At 72.3% G+C, this 17,152-nt stretch carries 15 protein-coding genes, 1 pseudogene and 1 riboswitch; of the genes and pseudogenes, 11 read left to right on the forward strand and 5 right to left on the reverse strand.

Translation table 11 applies throughout. The features are described 5' to 3' along the window. The first annotated feature begins 285 nt into the window (after positions 1-285). The 3 genes from ACWD0Y_RS32530 to ACWD0Y_RS32540 all read left to right on the forward strand — a co-directional run bounded on the left by ACWD0Y_RS32530 (position 286) and on the right by ACWD0Y_RS32540 (position 2,274). Positions 286-969, forward strand: a complete 684-nt coding sequence (locus tag ACWD0Y_RS32530; RefSeq protein ID WP_450263881.1) for a hypothetical protein — start codon at positions 286-288, stop codon at positions 967-969. A 173-nt stretch (positions 970-1,142) separates the two neighbouring features. Then, positions 1,143-1,700, forward strand: coding sequence for a hypothetical protein (locus ACWD0Y_RS32535; protein ID WP_450263882.1), 558 nt, complete (start codon positions 1,143-1,145; stop codon positions 1,698-1,700). Between the two features lie 235 nt (positions 1,701-1,935). Continuing rightward, entirely contained in the window at positions 1,936-2,274 is a 339-nt protein-coding gene (locus tag ACWD0Y_RS32540; protein WP_450263883.1) for a hypothetical protein, read from the forward strand. A 129-nt stretch (positions 2,275-2,403) separates the two neighbouring features. Here ACWD0Y_RS32540 and ACWD0Y_RS32545 read toward each other — a convergent pair whose 3' ends face one another. Then, positions 2,404-3,162: a transglycosylase SLT domain-containing protein gene (locus ACWD0Y_RS32545; RefSeq protein ID WP_450263884.1), complete on the reverse strand. Its 759-nt coding sequence runs from the start codon at positions 3,160-3,162 to the stop codon at positions 2,404-2,406. A 2-nt stretch (positions 3,163-3,164) separates the two neighbouring features. After that, positions 3,165-3,325, reverse strand: a riboswitch (cyclic di-AMP (ydaO/yuaA leader). Between the two features lie 1,065 nt (positions 3,326-4,390). Here ACWD0Y_RS32545 and ACWD0Y_RS32550 point away from each other — a divergent pair. Continuing rightward, positions 4,391-5,056 (forward strand): aspartate/glutamate racemase family protein, encoded by a 666-nt coding sequence (locus ACWD0Y_RS32550; protein WP_450263885.1) that lies wholly within the window; start codon positions 4,391-4,393, stop codon positions 5,054-5,056. Between the two features lie 374 nt (positions 5,057-5,430). Here the strand turns inward: ACWD0Y_RS32550 and ACWD0Y_RS32555 are convergent. From ACWD0Y_RS32555 to ACWD0Y_RS32565, 3 genes and pseudogenes are all read right to left on the reverse strand, one after another. Further along, positions 5,431-5,742 (reverse strand): annotated as a pseudogene (locus ACWD0Y_RS32555) (NADP-dependent phosphogluconate dehydrogenase); the annotation flags it as partial. Between the two features lie 58 nt (positions 5,743-5,800). Then, positions 5,801-6,667, reverse strand: a complete 867-nt coding sequence (locus tag ACWD0Y_RS32560) for an AraC family transcriptional regulator (RefSeq protein ID WP_450263886.1) — start codon at positions 6,665-6,667, stop codon at positions 5,801-5,803. A gap of 1,060 nt (positions 6,668-7,727) precedes the next feature. Continuing rightward, positions 7,728-8,444, reverse strand: a complete 717-nt coding sequence (locus ACWD0Y_RS32565; protein WP_450263887.1) for a DUF4232 domain-containing protein — start codon at positions 8,442-8,444, stop codon at positions 7,728-7,730. A gap of 98 nt (positions 8,445-8,542) precedes the next feature. Between ACWD0Y_RS32565 and ACWD0Y_RS32570 the strand changes: the two genes are divergently transcribed. Beyond that, entirely contained in the window at positions 8,543-9,019 is a 477-nt protein-coding gene (locus ACWD0Y_RS32570; protein WP_450263888.1) for a hypothetical protein, read from the forward strand. A 202-nt stretch (positions 9,020-9,221) separates the two neighbouring features. Continuing rightward, positions 9,222-10,439, forward strand: a complete 1,218-nt coding sequence (locus tag ACWD0Y_RS32575) for a transglycosylase family protein (RefSeq protein ID WP_450263889.1) — start codon at positions 9,222-9,224, stop codon at positions 10,437-10,439. On the opposite strand, the gene ACWD0Y_RS32580 is transcribed toward ACWD0Y_RS32575, so the two are convergent. Then, positions 10,409-11,362, reverse strand: coding sequence for a DMT family transporter (locus ACWD0Y_RS32580; RefSeq protein ID WP_450263890.1), 954 nt, complete (start codon positions 11,360-11,362; stop codon positions 10,409-10,411). The two genes, ACWD0Y_RS32575 and ACWD0Y_RS32580, sit on opposite strands and share 31 nt — an antisense overlap. Before the next feature lie 167 nt (positions 11,363-11,529). On the opposite strand from ACWD0Y_RS32580, the gene ACWD0Y_RS32585 reads away from it, so the two are divergent. The 5 genes from ACWD0Y_RS32585 (at position 11,530) to ACWD0Y_RS32605 (ending at position 16,974) form a co-directional block, all read left to right on the forward strand. Then, complete coding sequence (locus ACWD0Y_RS32585; protein WP_450263891.1) at positions 11,530-12,252, forward strand: (2Fe-2S)-binding protein; 723 nt, start codon at positions 11,530-11,532, stop codon at positions 12,250-12,252. 52 nt (positions 12,253-12,304) lie between these two features. Continuing rightward, complete coding sequence (gene glgA, locus ACWD0Y_RS32590; protein WP_450263892.1) at positions 12,305-13,498, forward strand: glycogen synthase; 1,194 nt, start codon at positions 12,305-12,307, stop codon at positions 13,496-13,498. Between the two features lie 20 nt (positions 13,499-13,518). Further along, complete coding sequence (glgC, locus tag ACWD0Y_RS32595) at positions 13,519-14,736, forward strand: glucose-1-phosphate adenylyltransferase (protein ID WP_450263893.1); 1,218 nt, start codon at positions 13,519-13,521, stop codon at positions 14,734-14,736. Between the two features lie 180 nt (positions 14,737-14,916). Further along, positions 14,917-16,413 carry an SDR family NAD(P)-dependent oxidoreductase gene (locus ACWD0Y_RS32600; RefSeq protein ID WP_450263894.1) on the forward strand — a complete coding sequence of 499 codons (1,497 nt, stop codon included), beginning with the start codon at positions 14,917-14,919 and terminating at the stop codon, positions 16,411-16,413. 375 nt (positions 16,414-16,788) lie between these two features. Further along, positions 16,789-16,974 (forward strand): hypothetical protein, encoded by a 186-nt coding sequence (locus ACWD0Y_RS32605; RefSeq protein ID WP_450263895.1) that lies wholly within the window; start codon positions 16,789-16,791, stop codon positions 16,972-16,974. The last annotated feature ends 178 nt before the right edge of the window (positions 16,975-17,152 follow it).

The raw sequence follows: 17,152 nt of genomic DNA on the forward strand, positions 1-17,152 counted from the left end.
CTGTACCAGGGCCGGAGCTTCCACAACCTGGACAACTTCGAGATCCCCGACTCCACCTTCGCCACCAGCTTCGCCCGCTCCTGCAGGCCGCTGTGCGGTCACGGTGACCGGGACGTGAGCGGAAGTCCCGAGGCGCATGACACGGCGGGGAAGGACGGGAAAGAACCGAGTCCTTCACGGAGACTCCGGCACAGAGCCGGACGGGCCCGGGGGAGTGCCGGAGGGCCGGCGCGAGGGTTAAGGTCGGGGCGGTGGGCCCCGCGGGGGCGGCGCCCGGTCGGGGAGATGCTCGTGGCGCGAGAATGCTGGTTCTGCGGGAGTGAAGCCACGCACCCGTGGCACGACCGTGTCATCGGATTCCACCAGGGCGTCGATCACGCTCTGACCCCCTGGATCGTGGTCGTCCGCACCACGTGGCGAAGAGAGACCCTCCTGGTGCCGCGCTGTGCGCGTTGCCACGGCGGCCACAGGATCGAACAGGCCCTGATGGCGCTCTCCGTCGCCGCGGTGATCGCGTACGCCGCCAGTGGTCACTTGGACAAGCTCCTCGGGATCCTGCCGAGCACACCGGGCGGCAGGGTCCTCGCGGCGGTATGGGCGGTGGTGGTCTGCCTCCCCACGCCGGCCTGGATCGCGGTCAGGCAGGCGTGGTTGCCCTGGGAACGCCTTGCCCCCCGCTGCCTGCGCTACGCCCGCCACCACCCCGAGGTGCTGCAACTGAGCGAGGACGGCTGGCGGTTCAGGCCGGGGCCCTTCCCCCATTGGCAGAACCCCAAGGACTCGTACGCCCACCCGCCGTCCAACAGACCTCGGCGGTTGGCGGGAGCGATCACCGCTCTGCTCGGTTTCGCCTCCTTCGTCACGACCATCGTCCTGTACCTGCGGGGCGGCAGCGAGTTGGCGGGAGGGTTCCTGCTGGCCGCCGGCGGTCTGTTCTTCCTCTCGTCGAAGATCGACCCGAGAACCTGAACGAGGACAGCCCCCCCCGACGCTGCCGCGTCCTCCGCCGCGGTCACATCCTCCGCCGCGGTCACATCCCCCGCCGTGGCCGCGTCCCGGCGGCGCGGGGCGTCCACGGGGCACGGCAGGCAGTAGCGGCAGGGCTCGCGCAGCACCGTTCCGCAGGGGCCGGTGACCGACGGGTGCCGGTCGCCCCGGCCGGCCGCGGGGCGGGCGACGCCGCGCTCCGGGGCGAGCCGGTGGCCGGTCAGCCGGTGCACCGCCTCCGCGTCCGAGCGGTGGGCGTCGGTGGCGAGAACCGTGCCCGGAGCCGGACGCCCGGCGACCGGGGTGCCGCCGCCCCGCCCGCACCGGCGCTCCGGTGCGCCGTCGGCACACAGCGAGACCAGGGTGCGCCGGACGGTGACCTCGGCCGCGCCGGGGGCGGCGGCGATGTGCGCGGTGCCGGGCGGGCGCTCGTCCGGCACCAGCAGGCCCGGGTCCACGGCCAGGGCTATCCGGGCGCGTACCGCGTCGAGGCGGACAGCCGGCAGACGCCGTTCAGCTCGGGGGCGGTGAGGCCGGTTGCCCCGGCCCCTCCCGTCGGCCTCGCCCGCTTCCCGCAGACCCGCACGGCGGTCTTCCCCGAACTGCACCTGTGCGGCAGCTCGCCGGGCTCGCCGGGGATCTGGACGCCTGGCTGCCACCGGGCACGGTGTACGAGCGAGGGCCCCAGGGGCAGCTGTTCAGCACCGCCGTAACCTTCGCCCCGGATTCTCCCCGGAGGGCCGTCCGGCGGCCTCGTACCGCAAGGTCTTTCCCCGGCGGCCCAGCGAACCCTACGGTCCGGGGGACGACCGGTTCGTGGTCTTCGGCGTCCCCGGCACCGGGCGGACCGGGTTCGCGATCTGTTACGACGTCCCTGCTCGGCCACCTCTTCCTCCCGATGATCACCTGGCTCATCGGTGGGCGTACCCGCAGGCGCGGCTCCCCGGCGTGCCGTTCCGGGGGCGGACCGTCGCCTTCACGTTCGTCAACGTCGCGGCCCTCGCCACCTGCGTGCGCATGCGCCGCGACGGAGGCGGCCCGAGCCCGCTGTCGTACGTCGTCGCACCCGCGGCCGGTGCGGTGGTGGATCTTTACCTGCTGTACGGCCTCGACGGCAAGGCGCCCACCCCGGGTCCCGTCCGGCCGGGGCTCGGCGTGGCGCACCTCACCTGCCTCACCCGCATGTTCCGCCGTGTTCCGCGTTCCGCCGCCGGAGAGGTCGTCCACCGAGGCGGAAGGCCGCTCTGCGGGGGAGAGGGGCCGCGCAAGGCCGGGAACGCGGCGTAGAAGGCCCGTACGCGGCCGCTGCGGGCTCGACGGGGACTTCCCGGCCCCCGCGGGCCCGGACGGACAACGCCGACGGCCCCGCTCCGCCGCCTGAACGGCTGGGGGAGCGGGGCCGAGGACGCGGGCCTTCTAGTAAGGGCCGTTCACATTGTCGATCGAGCCGTACCGGTCGGCGGCGTAGTTGCACGCGGCGGTGATATTGGCGACCGGGTCGTAACTGTCCGTCGACGTACCGGGCACGTGATAGGCCTGGAACGTCGGCTGGATCACCTGGAGAAGACCCTTGGACGGGGTGCCGGCGACGGCATTGGAGTCCCAGTTGTTGATTGCCCTCGGGTTGCCCGAGGACTCGCGCATGATGTTCCTGTGAATTCCCTCATACGTGCCGGGAATACCGTGCTTGGCCATGACGGCCAGCGATTCCTTGATCCAGCCGTCGAGGTCGTTGGAATAAGACGCTGTTTCCGCGGCGGGGGCGTCGCTTTCGGCGGCCAGTGCGGTCTTCCGCTCGGAACGGTCGGCCCGGTCGGAGGACGCCGGCGTCTTGGCCTCGGCCTCGGTCTTGGCCTCGGTCCCCCTGGTGATCGTCAGCTCGAGGCCGGGACGGATCAGCGAGGGGTTGGCGCCGACGGCCGCCCGGTTGTCCTGGTACAGCTTCTTCCAGCCGCCGGCCACGGAGTGGTCACCGGCGATCTTGGAGAGCGAGTCGCCCGACATCACGGCGTAGATGACGGAGTCGGCCTTCTCGGCGGCGGCCTGCGGTGCCGCGCCGGCGGAGGTCGCGCCGATGAGCGGGAGGACGAGTGCGGCGCCTCCCGTACCCGCGGCGATGAAGCCCCGAGTGAGTGAGCCGTACTTGGAACGACGGTGCTTACCCTTTGCGGGCATGGTGAATTCCTCTCCGTCGCCTGCGAGGTGAGCTGTCGGGTTCGGGCTGGAGATGCCCGGCCGCATGTGAATGCGACTTCACCCCAAGCCGTTCCGGAATTCCGGATCGGCGGCTTACCTGGGTCCCCCGCTCCTGCCGTACGTGAGTAGGTGTGGTTTCCGGACGGCGGCAGGATTCGGCGGTCCACCCGGATTGACGGTGACCGTAAGCGAGAGAGGCCGGGCGGAACAAGCTCTGATATTGCCCCGCAAGATCCATGTCGAGGTTCCGGGCGGAGAAAATGCCGTCGCGCGCCTTGAGCGGGAACTCAACTTTCTTTCTGTGGGCCGGAACTGTGCCCTCCGACGCTTCGATCATGCCGTTGAAGGCCGTGACTCATATCACTTGGGGCGCTCCGTCGATCAGGAATGGGTGCGCAACCGCCCCAACAGGCATACGACATGGCATGTCATGGGGGCATTTAGTCCGATATGGAAATGTGGAGCTTCGAGGCTCCTTCCGGTCGGCTCCAGCCGTTACGGCCCTCCCCCGCACGCGCGAAAAGCACGGGCAGTGGACCGGAGGGCACCGCCACCAGATGTGATGCCGACCGGCGTTCCCCGGCCGGCGGCAGCGGGCCGGGCTTCGACGCCGCGGCACCTCGGCGGGGAGAGGTAGCGGTCCGCGCGCAACACCGGCCCCGAATAGCCCAGTTCGGCTGCCACCGCCTCGAAGCGGACCGGCTTCCAGCCGGTCCATGCCTTGGCGCACTCCTCCCACAGGTGCGGCACCGAGCGCGCGGGAGGTCGAGGCAGGCGTCCAGAGGCTCCGGCAACGGGTCGTCAGGCCCCTTGAGCCCGGCGGGATTCCCTTCGGTGCAGGCGATTCGGCGCAAGCGGGGTGACAGTCCTGCGGCCGTTCCTTGCCGACCTCGTACGCTTGCACGCGCTCGGTCGTGCGGGCACGCCCGCACCGGGCGGCGGCCGACGCCTCGGCTTCTCCAGGCCCGGGTGAGCGGCGACGGACCGCTCCGGGAAGGGGAGTTCACCGTCCGGGTGGCCCGGTACGCCGGTGGGGAAGAAGCCGTCCGGCTCCCCGTGCTCCTCCCGCCCCGGCAGGCCCCGGTACGGGATCGCCTCCTCGGGGAGCAACCTGGGGCCGGGTGCGGCCGTCGAACCCGGCATGCGTACGGGCCCGCAGGCCGCTCCGAACGGGAAAACGCCCCGGTCGCGCCCTAGCATCACGGGCATGCTCACACTGCTGCACACCTCGCCCGTCCACGTCCCCGTCTTCGACGCGCTGCGCGACCGTGACCACCCCGGCCTCGAAATGCGCCACGTGGTGCACGAGGAACTGCTGGCGAGGGCCCGCTCCGGCGGGCCCGGCGCCGCTGACTCCGCGATCGCCGCGGTGCTCGCCGCGGCCGTCGGCGAGGGCGGGACCACGGCCGTGCTCTGCACGTGCTCCACCATCGGTGCGACGGCGGAGGCGTACGGCGCGCGGCTCGGCGTCCCCGTGCTGCGCGTGGACCGCCCGATGGCGGCCGCCGCCGTCGCCGCCGCGCCGGAGCGCGACACGGTCCGCATAGCGGTGGTCGCCTCGGTGGACAGCACCTTCGGGCCCACGTGCGACCTGATCAGGGAGGAGGCGGACGCGGCGGATCGGCGGGCCGACATCCGTACCGTGCGGGCCGAAGGTGCGTGGAAGCGCTTCGAGGACGGCGACCGGGACGGCTACCTGGACCTCGTCGCCCGGGCCGTCGACGCGGTCACCGGAGTGGACGTGGTGGTGCTGGCCCAGGCGTCCATGGCGGACGCGGCCGCCCGCACCCGCGACGACCGCACCGCCGTGCCCGTGCTCTCCAGCCCGGGGCCCGGTCTGCGCGCGGCGGCGGCGGCCGTCCGGCAGGGGTGACGGCGCCCGCCGGTACCGATTATTCCGTTTTGCCCGTACCCGGATGTGTGACCCCGGCGGGCGGGGGCAGCCGCAGAGGGAGAAAGTGGGTCTTGACCCCGTCGCACGACAGGCAGGAGGCCAGCCATGACCCATCCGTACCCGGACCCCGTACCGCCGTCGCCGATCCCTTCCCCCGGCCCGCCCGGCCCCGACCCGGGCCCCCTGCCGGGTCCGGGACCCGGCCCGGTGCCGGTTCCGCCGGAGCCGGGGCCCGATCCGATCCCGAAGCCTCCGGGGCCCGAGCCCGTACCCGATCCCGAGCCGGCCCCGGGACCCACGGGGATCTGATCGGCGGGCGGGCACTGCCGGCCGGCCGCCGCCCTGAGGGTCCTGAGGGTGTGGAACGAACCCTCGCGGTCGGTGCGCCGGTAGGCGTGCGCCCCGAAGAACCCGAAGAAGCCGCGCTGCCCCTGGGCGAGGGCCGCGGGCAGCCGCTCCGCGCGCAGCGCGTCGTAGTACGCCGGCGCCGCCGAGAAGCCCCGCGTCAGCACACCCGGCGGCGCGGCAGCCACCGCGCGCCGGCCACCATGCGCGGCACCGGCCTCCTCGGCGAACCCCTGGCCGGAGAGCAGGCTCGGCAGACCGGGTCCGGCGTCGTACGCGGCCCTGATCCGGTCGGGGAACCCCGCCCGGACGACGCGGCCCGCGCCCAGTCCGATCGGCATCTCCAGCGCGCGGCCCAGGACCACCGCGCGCGGTGGCTCAGGCCGCTGTCCGCTCCACGGGGATCCACAGCTCCGCGTCCGCCTGTGTCCCGTCCTGCGACAGCCGGGTCCGCAGGATCTCGGGCCCCGGCCGGCTCCGGTAGGGATTGGACGGGAACCACTGCGTGAACACGTCCCGCCACAGGTACTGGAGCGTCCGCGGAAACGGCCCGGAGCTTTCGAAGACGGCCCATGTCCCGGCCGGGACGGTGAGCGCGTCCATGTCCTCGGGCACCGCGGCGCGGGTCACCACGCCGTGGTAGTAGTCGAGTTCGGTTCCCTCGGCGCGGCTTTCGTCCAGGTCGTAACTCACCGAGATGATCCCCTCCGGCTCCTGGTCGGACAGACTCTCGATGCGCTGCAGCGTCTCCTGGCCGATCCCCCGGATGAAGGCGGCAATGGCCGGGTTCGCTCCCTCATGCACGAGCGGGACACGCGCCTTCCTGCCGACCACACGGAACTCGTCCTTCTCCACGATCTTGTACTGCATGCTGCTGCTCCCTTCGACGATGAGGCGGAAGGACATCCGTGGCTGGGACTGCAGGCGCGCACCGGTCCGCCTGGCCTCGCCGGGACCGACACCGTGCATGACGCGGAACGCACGCGCGAACGCCTCCCCCGAGGTGTAGCCGTAACGCACCGCGACCTCCAGCAGCGTCCGCTCCCCGCTCAGCACCTCGGCACCCGCGACCGTCAGCCGCCTGCGCCGGACGTACTCCGAGAGCGGGATCCCCGCCAGCGCGGAGAACAGCCGCCGGAAGTGGTACTCCGACGTCACCGCGATCCGCGCCAGGTCGGCCACCTCGATCCGCTGATCAAGGTGGCACTCGATGTGCTCCATGGCCTGGTTCAGCCGCTCCAGCACCCCGGCCTCCTTCCCTTTCGGTCACTCACGTTAGGAAGGACCCACCCTGCCGGACCCGACATCCTGTGCCCGGTCCGGTCGGGTACGACAGCGCCCGACGGCCCGCGCACACCACACCTGCACCCACCACGACGAGGGGCGCGGGCGCCGTGATCAATGCATCCGACGCCTTCCGCGCCGGGCTGCACGCCGGCCTGGCCCAGGTCTTCGCGCTGCTCGCCGACGCCGAGCTCACCCCCCCCCGGATCGCCGCGCGCATCCCGCTCGCCCGCCCTGAGCCCGGCGGTCTCCGCCGAGCCGCCGGGCTCGCCGGACACCGCGCAGTGGGTCCCGGCCCCGACGTGACCGCCACCCTGCTCACCGCGCTCGTCGGTGAACTGCCCTCCCGGAGCCACCGGTTGGCCCTGGAGACCGGGCGCCCACGCCCTGATGACGACCGAGACCCCGCTGGGCGAAGTGGCCGGCGACGGCCGGGCCGCCGAGATGTTCGAGTGACTGCGGGAGCTGCCGTCCAGCGAGTGCGGAAGGCAGGGCCTGTCCCCGCCCGACCTGGTCGGTGAGGTCCTGGGCCACGACTTCCGCCGGCGCGACCCGGGCGACCACGCGCGCATGCACGTCCGCACCGGCCACTGTCTGCTCGAACGCGCCAAGTCCGCCTCCGAGGCGGATGCGGATGCGGAGGCGAAGGGCACAAGCTGCTGTGCGGACTACTGGGGCGCGGGGAGTTCGGAGGCGCCTCCGGCACGCAGCACCCCACGGTCCACCGCGCCGGTCCACCGCGTGTGTGATCCGCTCCGGCTCCACGGCCGTTGTCACCACTGGGGCCCGGTTCCCGGCCGAGGGTGACAGCGAGAGCCGTTCGGGCCGATCGCCCCGCGTATCCGGCCGGCCGGCAGCCGCGACGGGCAGTCACGCAGCGCCTGCCCCCGCCGGTGCTTCCCACCGAGGCCGTACGCCTCGGTCACCGGCTCTCCGGTGTCTGCCGTTGTCCCCGGTCTCTTCTTGCTGCCTGCCTGCCTGCCCGCATCGTGTGCAGGGCGGGCATCGGTGCCGTCATGGTTCAGGAGGTGAACGGTACGGCGTCGGCCGGGTTGGTGTGCCAGTTGGTCGTGAGGGGCTTGTCGACGAGGATGCTGCCGGCCTTCAGGGAGATGGGGTTGGGGTCGGCCTCGCTGACGGAGGCGATGATCGTGCTGTACTCCGTGCCGGTGTCGCTGTTGGTGCTCTTCGGTGTGACACCCGCGTACACCGTCTTGCCGCCGGTGAGGGTGATCTCCTCGCCCGCGACCTGCTCGGCGGGGCCGGCCTGGGTGCCGCCGGAGCCGAAGGCGAAGACGGGCAGACCGGCGGGCAGCACACAGGTGATGCCGGACTTGGCCTTGACGCTGACCTGGTAGTAGCCGCCGGCCTGCGTCATCGGCTTGGCGGACCACTGGAGGTCGTTGGTGCCGCAGCTCTGGCCGTAGCCGGACTTGTCGCCGGTGCCGGAGCCGCCCGCGGACGACGAGGACTTGTCCTTGGCCTTGCCGCCGTTGCCGGCCGTCGACAGGCTGGTCTTCGCGGCGCTGTCGGCCTTGTCGCCGTTGTCGCCGTTGCCGCCGTCCTGTGCGGCGCTCGGCGTGCTCGTGGCAGTGGTGGCCGTGGCTGCGGGAGTGCCGGAGGAGGCCGTCCCGGTCTTGTCGGCGGCCTCGGTCGAACCGCCTCCGCAAGCGGTCATGAGCAGTCCGGCGCTCAGGGCGGCGGAGACGGCGAGGGCGGTGCGCAGGCGGCGGTTCATGACGGGTGTTCCTCTCGGTCGGTGAGCGGGCCGCAGCGTGTTCTGCGGTTCCGTGTTCTCCACCAGTACGACGGCTGACTTCGCCGACAGGTTCGATCATGGATCTGATCAAGACACCCTCGTCACGACGCTGTGACAAACGAAGCCCGGCTCCTTCGTACGGCTCGGCGCAGCGCGCCCTGCGACTGGACCCCTCCGTCGTCGCGCTCGTCGTGCGCGCACTGACAGTCCTGGCACGCTCCGTCGCGCACCAGGACGAGGCAGCCGAGACGTTCACCGCGCTGGAGGCGGACACCATCATGGACGCGAACCATCGTGTGGAAGCCGCTCAGGAGCTGGCCTCGCTGGAGGGGCACCGTGAGGAGGGCATCGCCCTCCTCACCCCCCTCGCCGACGACACCTCCGTGGACGGCTGGGACCGGACGCCGGCGGCCGCGGCCCTGGCCAAACTCGGAGAGCGAGGCTCGGCGGCGCTCCTCGCCGCGTTCGCCGACGACACGACCCGCGACAGGTGGCACCGGTCAAACGCTGCGGCTTCCCTGAACACTCTCGGTCTTTACCGGGTCCGGCGGTGACCCGCGTGAGCCGCGCGGCGGTTTCCGGATTCCGGCCCGCTCCGGCCCGGCGTGGTGGGAAGCTGACGGCAGACCGGCGGAGGGGTGGTCAATATGCCACCGGCAGGGGAGAGTTCGGCGTACTGACCCTTGTCACGGCCCACAGGGGGCCGTACTTTTGCCGATTGCCACGTGTCCGTCGTGTGAGTGGGGGAACTGAGCCATGGCCGCATCCGGTCGACACCGCCGGTACCAGCCGAGCCGTATCAACCGTGCGTCGCTGACGGTCACGGCCGGCGGAGCCGGGATAGCCCTGCCGCTGGTCGCACCGGCATCGGCGGAGGCGGCGTCGGTGGACGTCTGGGAGAAGGTCGCGGCCTGCGAGTCGACCGACAACTGGAAGATCAACACGGGCAACGGCTATTACGGCGGGCTTCAGTTCAAGCAGTCCACCTGGCAGGCGTACGGCGGTACGGCTTACGCCCCGCGCGCCGACCTCGCGACCAAGGACCAGCAGATCGCCGTCGCGGAGAAGGTGCTCAAGGGGCAGGGGCCGACGGCCTGGCCGCTGTGCTCGGTGCAGGCGGGCCTGACCCGCGGCGGCGGCGCGCCGGACATCAGCACGGGGCCGAAGACGGAAAAGCCCGAGCGGTCCAAGGCGGAGGCCGGGAAGGCGTCGGCCCCCAACGCGCCCGAGACGAAGGGCTCGGCGAAGGCCAGGACGTACACCGTCGACGACGGTGACACCCTCTCGACCATCGCGGACACCGAGAACGTCAAGGGCGGTTGGGAAGGTCTGTACGCCGCGAACCGCAAGGTCGTCGGCAGCGACCCCGACCTGATCCATCCGGGCCAGCGGCTGGTCCTGCGCGGCGCGCAGAAAGCCGCGCCGGGCACGGGGACGGGAACCGGCAGACGGGCCGAAGCCGAGCGAGCCCGGGCCACCGCACCACCCAAGCGGGACAGCAAGGCCGGCCGGGACAGCAAGGCCGGCCAGGAGAACAAGGACAGCAAGGTCAGCAGGGCCGGCAGGACATCGGGGCTCTCCGCCCCGGTGGACACCGGCCCCAGTACGCCCTACCGCGCGGCCGGTTCCTCCTGGTCCAGGGGCTACCACACCGGGGTCGACTTCCCGGTGCCCACCGGCACCGCCGTGAAGTCCGTCGCTTCCGGCAGGGTCGTCTCGGCCGGCTGGGGCGGTGCGTACGGCTACCAGGTCGTCGTCCAGCACACCGACGGCAAGTACAGCCAGTACGGGCACCTCTCGGCGCTCACCGTGCGCGAGGGCCAGAAGGTGGGCGTCGGCCAGCGCATCGGCCGCTCCGGTTCCACCGGCAACAGCACGGGCCCGCACCTCCACTTCGAGGTGCGTACCGGGCCGGGCTACGGCTCGGACATCGACCCGCTGGCCTACCTCAGGGCGGGCGGCGTCACCGTCTGAGGCACCTCCCGGGTCCGCGACCGCTGCCTCGGAAGACACACCTGCGGCCCTGCGGCCGGCGGGCGCCCGTGCGCCGTGCCGGTGCGCCCCCCGAGCCGCTCCGTCGTCAGCAGTATCAGCCCGCCCGCCGCGACGACCCCGCAGCCCAGCGCCAGGGCGGTGCCGGTCGCGCCGTACCTGAAGTGCTCGCCGAAGAGCGCGATGCCCACCGCGGCCGAGACCACCGGGTTGACCACGGTGACCGTGGCGAGCGGGGCGGCCAGCCCGGCGCCCCGGTAGGCGGCCTGGGCGAGCAGCATGCCCGCGGTCGCGAGCCCCGCGACGGCCAGCAGGCTCGGCAGCAGTCCGTCCAGCCCGTCCAGTCCGTCCGACGCCGTCCAGTCGACGGCCACCGTCTTGGTGAACACCGAGGCGATACCGAACGCGGTGCCCGCCGCCGTCGCCAGCAGGACGCTGCGCACGACCGCACGGTGCACCCGCTGCGCGACGAGGAACACCACCGCCACCCCGCCGAACGTCACCAGCGCCGTCATCAGCCGCTCGCCGCCGTCCAGCGACTGCGCCTCGGCCGTACCGGTCAGCGACAGGAGCCCCGCCAGACCGGCCGACGCCATGATCGCGCCGCGCCAGGCGACGGCGCCCGCCCCGCGCCCCACGAACACGGCCGCCATCGGCAGCGCGAAGACGATGGTCAGCGCGCCCAGCGGCTGGACCAGACTCAGCGGTCCGTACGCCAGTGCCCCCACGTGCAGCAGCGCGCCGAGCCCGTTGAGCGCCACGGCGGCCCACCACCCGCCGTGGCGCAGCGGGGCGTACGGACGGTCCGGGGCCGTGGACGCGACGCGCTCCTGGACAATGGCCCCTGCCGCATAGGCGACAGCGGAGACCAGTGCCAGGAGCACGGACAGCGCGAGAGCACTCATGGGTTCCACGATGTCTTCCCGGAGCGCTCGTGTCGTCGTCCTTGAGCAGGCATTCGTACGTACTGCTCACGTAGTACGGGCGTACGCCCAAGGTCCTCCTCCCGGGGGTGTCCGGCATGCCGCGGGGTGGAAGCCGTCCATCCGTACGAACACACAGGAGCGGGGACATGGATCTTGCGGAAGTGGCGTCGGTGGGAGGGTTCTTCGCGCTGCGCACCCGGGCGCCGGACCGTGGCGGCCACGTCCCGCTCGCGCGGATCTACGCGGGCGAGGCGGCCCCGCTGACGTTCCGCGTCGACCAGGCCGCCGCGCGGCTGCGCGCCCCCGAGCGCAGAGTCGCCGCCTCGATCGCGCACCTCGGCCTCGCCGCCCGGCTGTGGTCGCTCGCCCTGGGCCCGGCCGCGCTGTACGGCGAGTTCCCCGACCTCCCGCCGGACGCACTGCGGTGGGACGCCGGCCTGTCGTCGCCGGACGACCTGTGGCTGGCGGAGCCGCCGCGCATGCTGCCCGCCACCGCCGACCGCATCCGCGAGGTGGTCCAGTACGGACATCTCGTACCGCTCGCGGACGCGCTGCACCGGGGCGGCCGCATCTCGTCCCCGCTGCTGTGGGGCAACGCGGGATCGGCGCTGGCCGGTGCCGCCCGCCAACTCCACGCCTGGGCGCGGAAGAACGGGCGCCCCGAGGCGGGGGAGCGGGCCCTGGCGCTGACCGCCGAGCTCTTCCGCCACCCCGGCCTGCGGACCACCGGCGTCCTGTCCCGGGACGACGCGTCCTTCCGCCGCCGCAGCTGCTGCCTCTACTACCGCTGCCCGTCCGGCGGCCTGTGCGGCGACTGCGTGTTCGACCGCCCTCCGAGGCGGTCTTCCGCACAGCCCGTTTCTGAGTGACCATCGAGGGAATCCGAGTGACCATCGGGGAAGACGAGGACGGGGGGCCGCGGTGAAGGTGGGACTGCTCACCCGTGAGTATCCGCCGGACGTCTACGGCGGAGCCGGGGTCCACGTGGAGTTCCTGGCCCGCGAGTTACGGTCCCTCGTCGACGTGGAAGTGCACTGCTGGGGCACAAGCACCGGCGCAGGTACAGGCACCGGCACCGCGGAAGACCGCGGCGTACTGCGCCACCGCCCCGACCCCGCCCTGGACCGCGCGAACGACGCCCTGCGCACCTTCTCCGTCGACCTGTCGATGGCGGCGGCCCTCGAAGGGTGCGACCTGGTCCACTCCCACACCTGGTACGCCAACCTCGCGGGCCACTTCGGGAAGCTGCTGCACGGCGTCCCGCACGTCATGACCGCGCACTCGCTGGAGCCCCTGCGCCCCTGGAAGGCCGAGCAGCTGGGCGGCGGTTACGCCCTGTCCGGCTGGGCCGAGCGCACCGCGATCGAGTCGGCAGACGCCGTCGTCGCCGTCTCGCACGGCATGCGCGCCGACATCCTCCGCAGCTATCCGGCGCTCGACCCGGCCCGCGTACGGGTCGTGCACAACGGCATCGACACCTCGCTCTACCGCCCCGACCCCGCCACGGACGTACTGCGGCGCACCGGAATCGACCGGCAGCGCCCGTACGCCCTCTTCGTCGGCCGCATCACCCGCCAGAAGGGCGTCCCGCACCTGCTGCGCGCGGCCCGTCTCCTGGATCCGTCCACACAGCTCGTCCTGTGCGCCGGAGCCCCCGACACCCCGGAGATCGAGCGGGAGTTCCGCGAGCTCGTCGACGAGCTGCGCCGCACCCGCGACGGCGTGCACTGGATCCCCGAGATGCTGCCGCGCCCGGACGTGGTCCAACTCCTCACCCACGCGGCCGTGTTCGTCTGCCCCTCGGTGTACGAGCCGCTGGGCATCGTCAACCTGGAGGCGATGGCGTGCGGCACCCCCGTCGTCGCCTCGGCGGTCGGCGGCATCCCCGAGGTCGTCGAGGACGGCGGCACCGGGCTGCTCGTCCCGTACGCGGAGCCGGACCCCGAGACCTTCGAGGCGGGCCTGGCCGACGGCATCAACCGGCTGACCGGCGAGCGGCGGACAGCGCTGCGGATGGGCGAGGAGGGCCGCCGGCGGGCCGTGCGGGAGTTCGGCTGGGACGCCGTCGCCCGTCGCACGGCCGAGGTGTACGAGGAGATTCTCAAGTCCGGATAACGGCGAGCAGGAGGCGGCAGATGCGTGGTGGACCTTCGGTGCTCGGGATCGTACTGGCGGGCGGGGAGGGCAAGCGGCTGATGCCGCTGACCGCCGACCGGGCCAAACCGGCGGTGACGTTCGGCGGCACGTACCGGCTCGTCGACTTCGTCCTGTCGAACCTGGTGAACGGCGACATCCTGCGCAACTGCGTCCTGACGCAGTACAAATCGCACTCGCTGGACCGCCATGTGACCACCACCTGGCGGATGTCCAGCCTCCTCGGCAACTACGTCACCCCGGTCCCCGCCCAGCAGCGGCTCGGTCCGCGCTGGTACCTGGGGAGCGCCGACGCGATCCTCCAGTCGCTCAACCTCGTGCACGACGAACAGCCCGACTACATCGCGGTGTTCGGGGCCGACCACGTCTACCGCATGGACCCCCGGCAGATGCTGCAGCACCACATCGAGAGCGGCGCGGGCGTCACCGTCGCCGGGATCCGCGTACCGCGCGGCCAGGCGTCGTCCTTCGGCGTCATCACGCCGGCGTCCGACGGGACCAGGATCGAACGGTTCCTGGAGAAGCCCGCCGACCCGCCCGGCCTGCCGGGCGACCCGGGCCGTGTCTTCGCCTCCATGGGCAACTACATGTTCACCGCCAAGGTGCTCGTCGACGCCCTGTACCGGGACGCCGAGGACGAGCACTCGGTGCACGACATGGGCGGCTCCATCGTGCCCATGCTCACCGAGCGCGGCGTGGCCCAGGTGTACGACTTCGACGACAACCACGTCCCCGGGGAGACGCCGCACGAGCACGGCTACTGGCGCGACGTCGGCACCCTCGACACGTACTACGACGCCCACATGGACCTCATCTCGGAGCAGCCGCAGTTCAGCCTGCACAACCGCCGCTGGCCCGTCTACACCCACCCCGACCAGCTGCCGCCCGCCCGCTTCGTGGCCGGCGGCATAGCGGGCGAGTCGATCGTCAGCGCGGGGTGCCTCATCCGCGGCCAGGTCACCCGCTCCGTGCTGTCGCCGGGCGTGGTGGTGGAGGAGGGCGCCGTGGTGCAGGGCTCCGTGCTGCACGACAACGTCCGCGTCGGCCGGGGAGCGGTCGTCAGGGGCGCGATACTCGACAAGAACGTCGACGTGCCGCCCGGGGCGACGATCGGCGTCAACCCCGAGCGTGACCAGCAGCTCTACACCGTCTCCAGGAACGGCGTCATCGCGCTCGGCAAGGGACAGGTGGTGTCGTAGCCGGACCGGCCGCTCCCTCCGCGCCCCTCCCCTCCGCCCTCTCCGCTCCCGCCCCCGGTGTGTGAGATACGTCGCTGCGCGCCCTCTGCGGGGGCGGAGGGTTTGGCGCCGGGCACCGCGCTTACGTAAAGTTCGGATTTTGTACTTCCCAGCACGAGCGACACGAGGACAGCAGCGGCGATGACGGTGACAGAGGACAGTCCGGCGGCGTTCGGCGACACCCCGGACGGCGACCAGGACAGCCCGGTGTTCGGCCCCGGCATCGACCCGGACCGTATGGCCGTCTGCCTGAGCGTGCTCGACGAACTCGACAAGCTGGACGTCGACCACCCCGACGCCGTCGCGGTACGCCGCGCCACCGCCGGCATCTACCGGACCGTGAAGCAGCGCCGCCGCCAGGAGCGCCGCGCCGCCAAGACCGCCCACGACCGGGCCGTCACCCACGCCACCGCCACCGGCTCCGCCGAGCGCATCGACGACGAGACGCAGGGTCTCCTGCCGTCCTCCTCGGCCACCGCCGAGATCGCGGGCATACTCCAGCGCCCCCGGTCCTGCTACATCTGCAAGACCCGGTACGTCGAGGTCGACGCCTTCTACCACCAGCTGTGCCAGAAGTGCGCCGCCGAGAACCGCGCCCGCCGGGACGCCCGCACCGACCTGACCGGGCGGCGCGCCCTGCTCACCGGCGGCCGCGCCAAGATCGGCATGTACATCGCGCTGCGGCTGCTGCGCGACGGCGCGCACACCACCATCACCACGCGCTTCCCCAACGACGCGATCCGCCGCTTCAAGGCGATGCCGGACAGCGACGAGTGGATCCACCGCCTCAAGATCGTCGGCATCGACCTGCGCGACCCGGCCCAGGTCGTGGCGCTCGCCGACTCGGTCGCGGCCGAGGGCCCCCTCGACATCCTGATCAACAACGCCGCGCAGACGGTACGCCGCTCCCCGCGCGCGTACAGCGAGCTGATCGGCGCCGAGTCCGCCCCGCTGCCCGCCGGTGAGCTGCCCGCCTCCCAGGTCATCGGCGCCTTCGGCTCCGGTGCCCAGCTCTCCCTGCCCACGGCCCGCCCCGAGGGGCTCACGGCCCAGCAGGTCACCGATCTGGCGCTGGTCACGGGCTCGACGTCCCTCGCCCGGATCGAGGCGGGCACGGCGATCGACGCGGGCGGGCTCGTACCCGACCTGGACGACACCAACAGCTGGATCCAGACGGTTTCCGAGGTCGACCCGGTCGAGCTGCTCGAAGTGCAGCTGTGCAACTCGACGGCGCCGTTCATCCTGATCAGCCGGCTGCGCCAGGCGATGGCCGCGTCCGCCGCCCGGCGCAAGTACGTCGTGAACGTCTCCGCGATGGAGGGCGTCTTCAGCCGCGGCTACAAGGGCGCCGGCCACCCGCACACCAACATGGCCAAGGCCGCGCTGAACATGCTCACCCGCACCAGCGCCCAGGAGATGCTGGAGGCCGACGGCATCCTGATGACCGCCGTCGACACCGGCTGGATCACCGACGAGCGCCCGCACCCGGACAAGATGCGGCTCGCCCAGGAGGGCTTCCACGCCCCGCTCGACCTGATCGACGGCGCGGCCCGCGTCTACGACCCGATCGTACGCGGCGAGGACGGCGAGGATCTCTTCGGCGTCTTCCTCAAGGACTACGCCCCCGCCAACTGGTAGGAAGCGGCAGCGGTCCGGTGCCCGGAGGCCCGGTGGGTGATGGCGCGTCAGGTGCGCCTTCGCCCACCGGGCTTCTGCGTCGGGGCCGCCTTCTCCGGTACCGGCCGCCGGCCCCCGGCCGCCCCGGCCCGCCCGTGCGGCGGGGGCGACAGGCCGAAAGGTGACGGAATCCATCGAGCGGAAGCGCGCTCATATGGGTACTCTGTTGGTCACGGACAGCCCCACCAAGGCCACTCCAGTGTGAGTAACCGGCGCCACCGCGACCGAACTGCCCCAACTTTCCTGACCCGTCGGGCGTCCGGTCGTCACCGGTAGCCACCCGGCCGAGGCCGCGGCACTACGTCCGACGGGTTACGCGACACAGAGGAGTGCGCGGTGACACCAGAGATGACAAAGCAGGAAAAACGTCTGCACGAACGTGGCGAAGGGACCGGTCAGGCCCGACGCCGCCGGCCCGACGAACTCGGCAGCCTCGAAGTGTGGTCCCGGTCGGCCCCGATCAGGCTGGCGGGGTACGAAGAGGACCTGGCGGAGCCGCACATCCTCCCGGGAATCGACTGAGCGGGACGCCGTCCCCCTGCCGGGCCCAAACCGGCCCGGCAGGGGGACGGCGGCTGTCGGCGCGCGGGCCCCGCACCGGCGGCGTACGCCGGCACCTCGTCGGCCGGTTGTCGTGAGGACGGCTCGCCGTCGAGCCTCGTCGTGGCGCTCCCGGAGGCGCCGTTCACCCGGATGATCA

This window comes from Streptomyces altiplanensis, assembly GCF_053591575.1.

Excerpts from the sequence above, each read along its gene's own strand:
- ACWD0Y_RS32530 (WP_450263881.1), top strand. The coding sequence starts at position 286 with ATGCTCGTGGCGCGAGAATGCTGGTTCTGCGGGAGTGAAGCCACGCAC.
- ACWD0Y_RS32545 (WP_450263884.1), bottom strand. The coding sequence starts at position 3,162 with ATGCCCGCAAAGGGTAAGCACCGTCGTTCCAAGTACGGCTCACTCACT.
- ACWD0Y_RS32550 (WP_450263885.1), top strand. The coding sequence starts at position 4,391 with ATGCTCACACTGCTGCACACCTCGCCCGTCCACGTCCCCGTCTTCGAC.
- ACWD0Y_RS32565 (WP_450263887.1), bottom strand. The coding sequence starts at position 8,444 with ATGAACCGCCGCCTGCGCACCGCCCTCGCCGTCTCCGCCGCCCTGAGC.
- ACWD0Y_RS32570 (WP_450263888.1), top strand. The coding sequence starts at position 8,543 with ATGGATCTGATCAAGACACCCTCGTCACGACGCTGTGACAAACGAAGC.
- ACWD0Y_RS32575 (WP_450263889.1), top strand. The coding sequence starts at position 9,222 with ATGGCCGCATCCGGTCGACACCGCCGGTACCAGCCGAGCCGTATCAAC.
- ACWD0Y_RS32580 (WP_450263890.1), bottom strand. The coding sequence starts at position 11,362 with ATGAGTGCTCTCGCGCTGTCCGTGCTCCTGGCACTGGTCTCCGCTGTC.
- ACWD0Y_RS32585 (WP_450263891.1), top strand. The coding sequence starts at position 11,530 with ATGGATCTTGCGGAAGTGGCGTCGGTGGGAGGGTTCTTCGCGCTGCGC.
- glgC (WP_450263893.1), top strand. The coding sequence starts at position 13,519 with ATGCGTGGTGGACCTTCGGTGCTCGGGATCGTACTGGCGGGCGGGGAG.
- ACWD0Y_RS32600 (WP_450263894.1), top strand. The coding sequence starts at position 14,917 with ATGACGGTGACAGAGGACAGTCCGGCGGCGTTCGGCGACACCCCGGAC.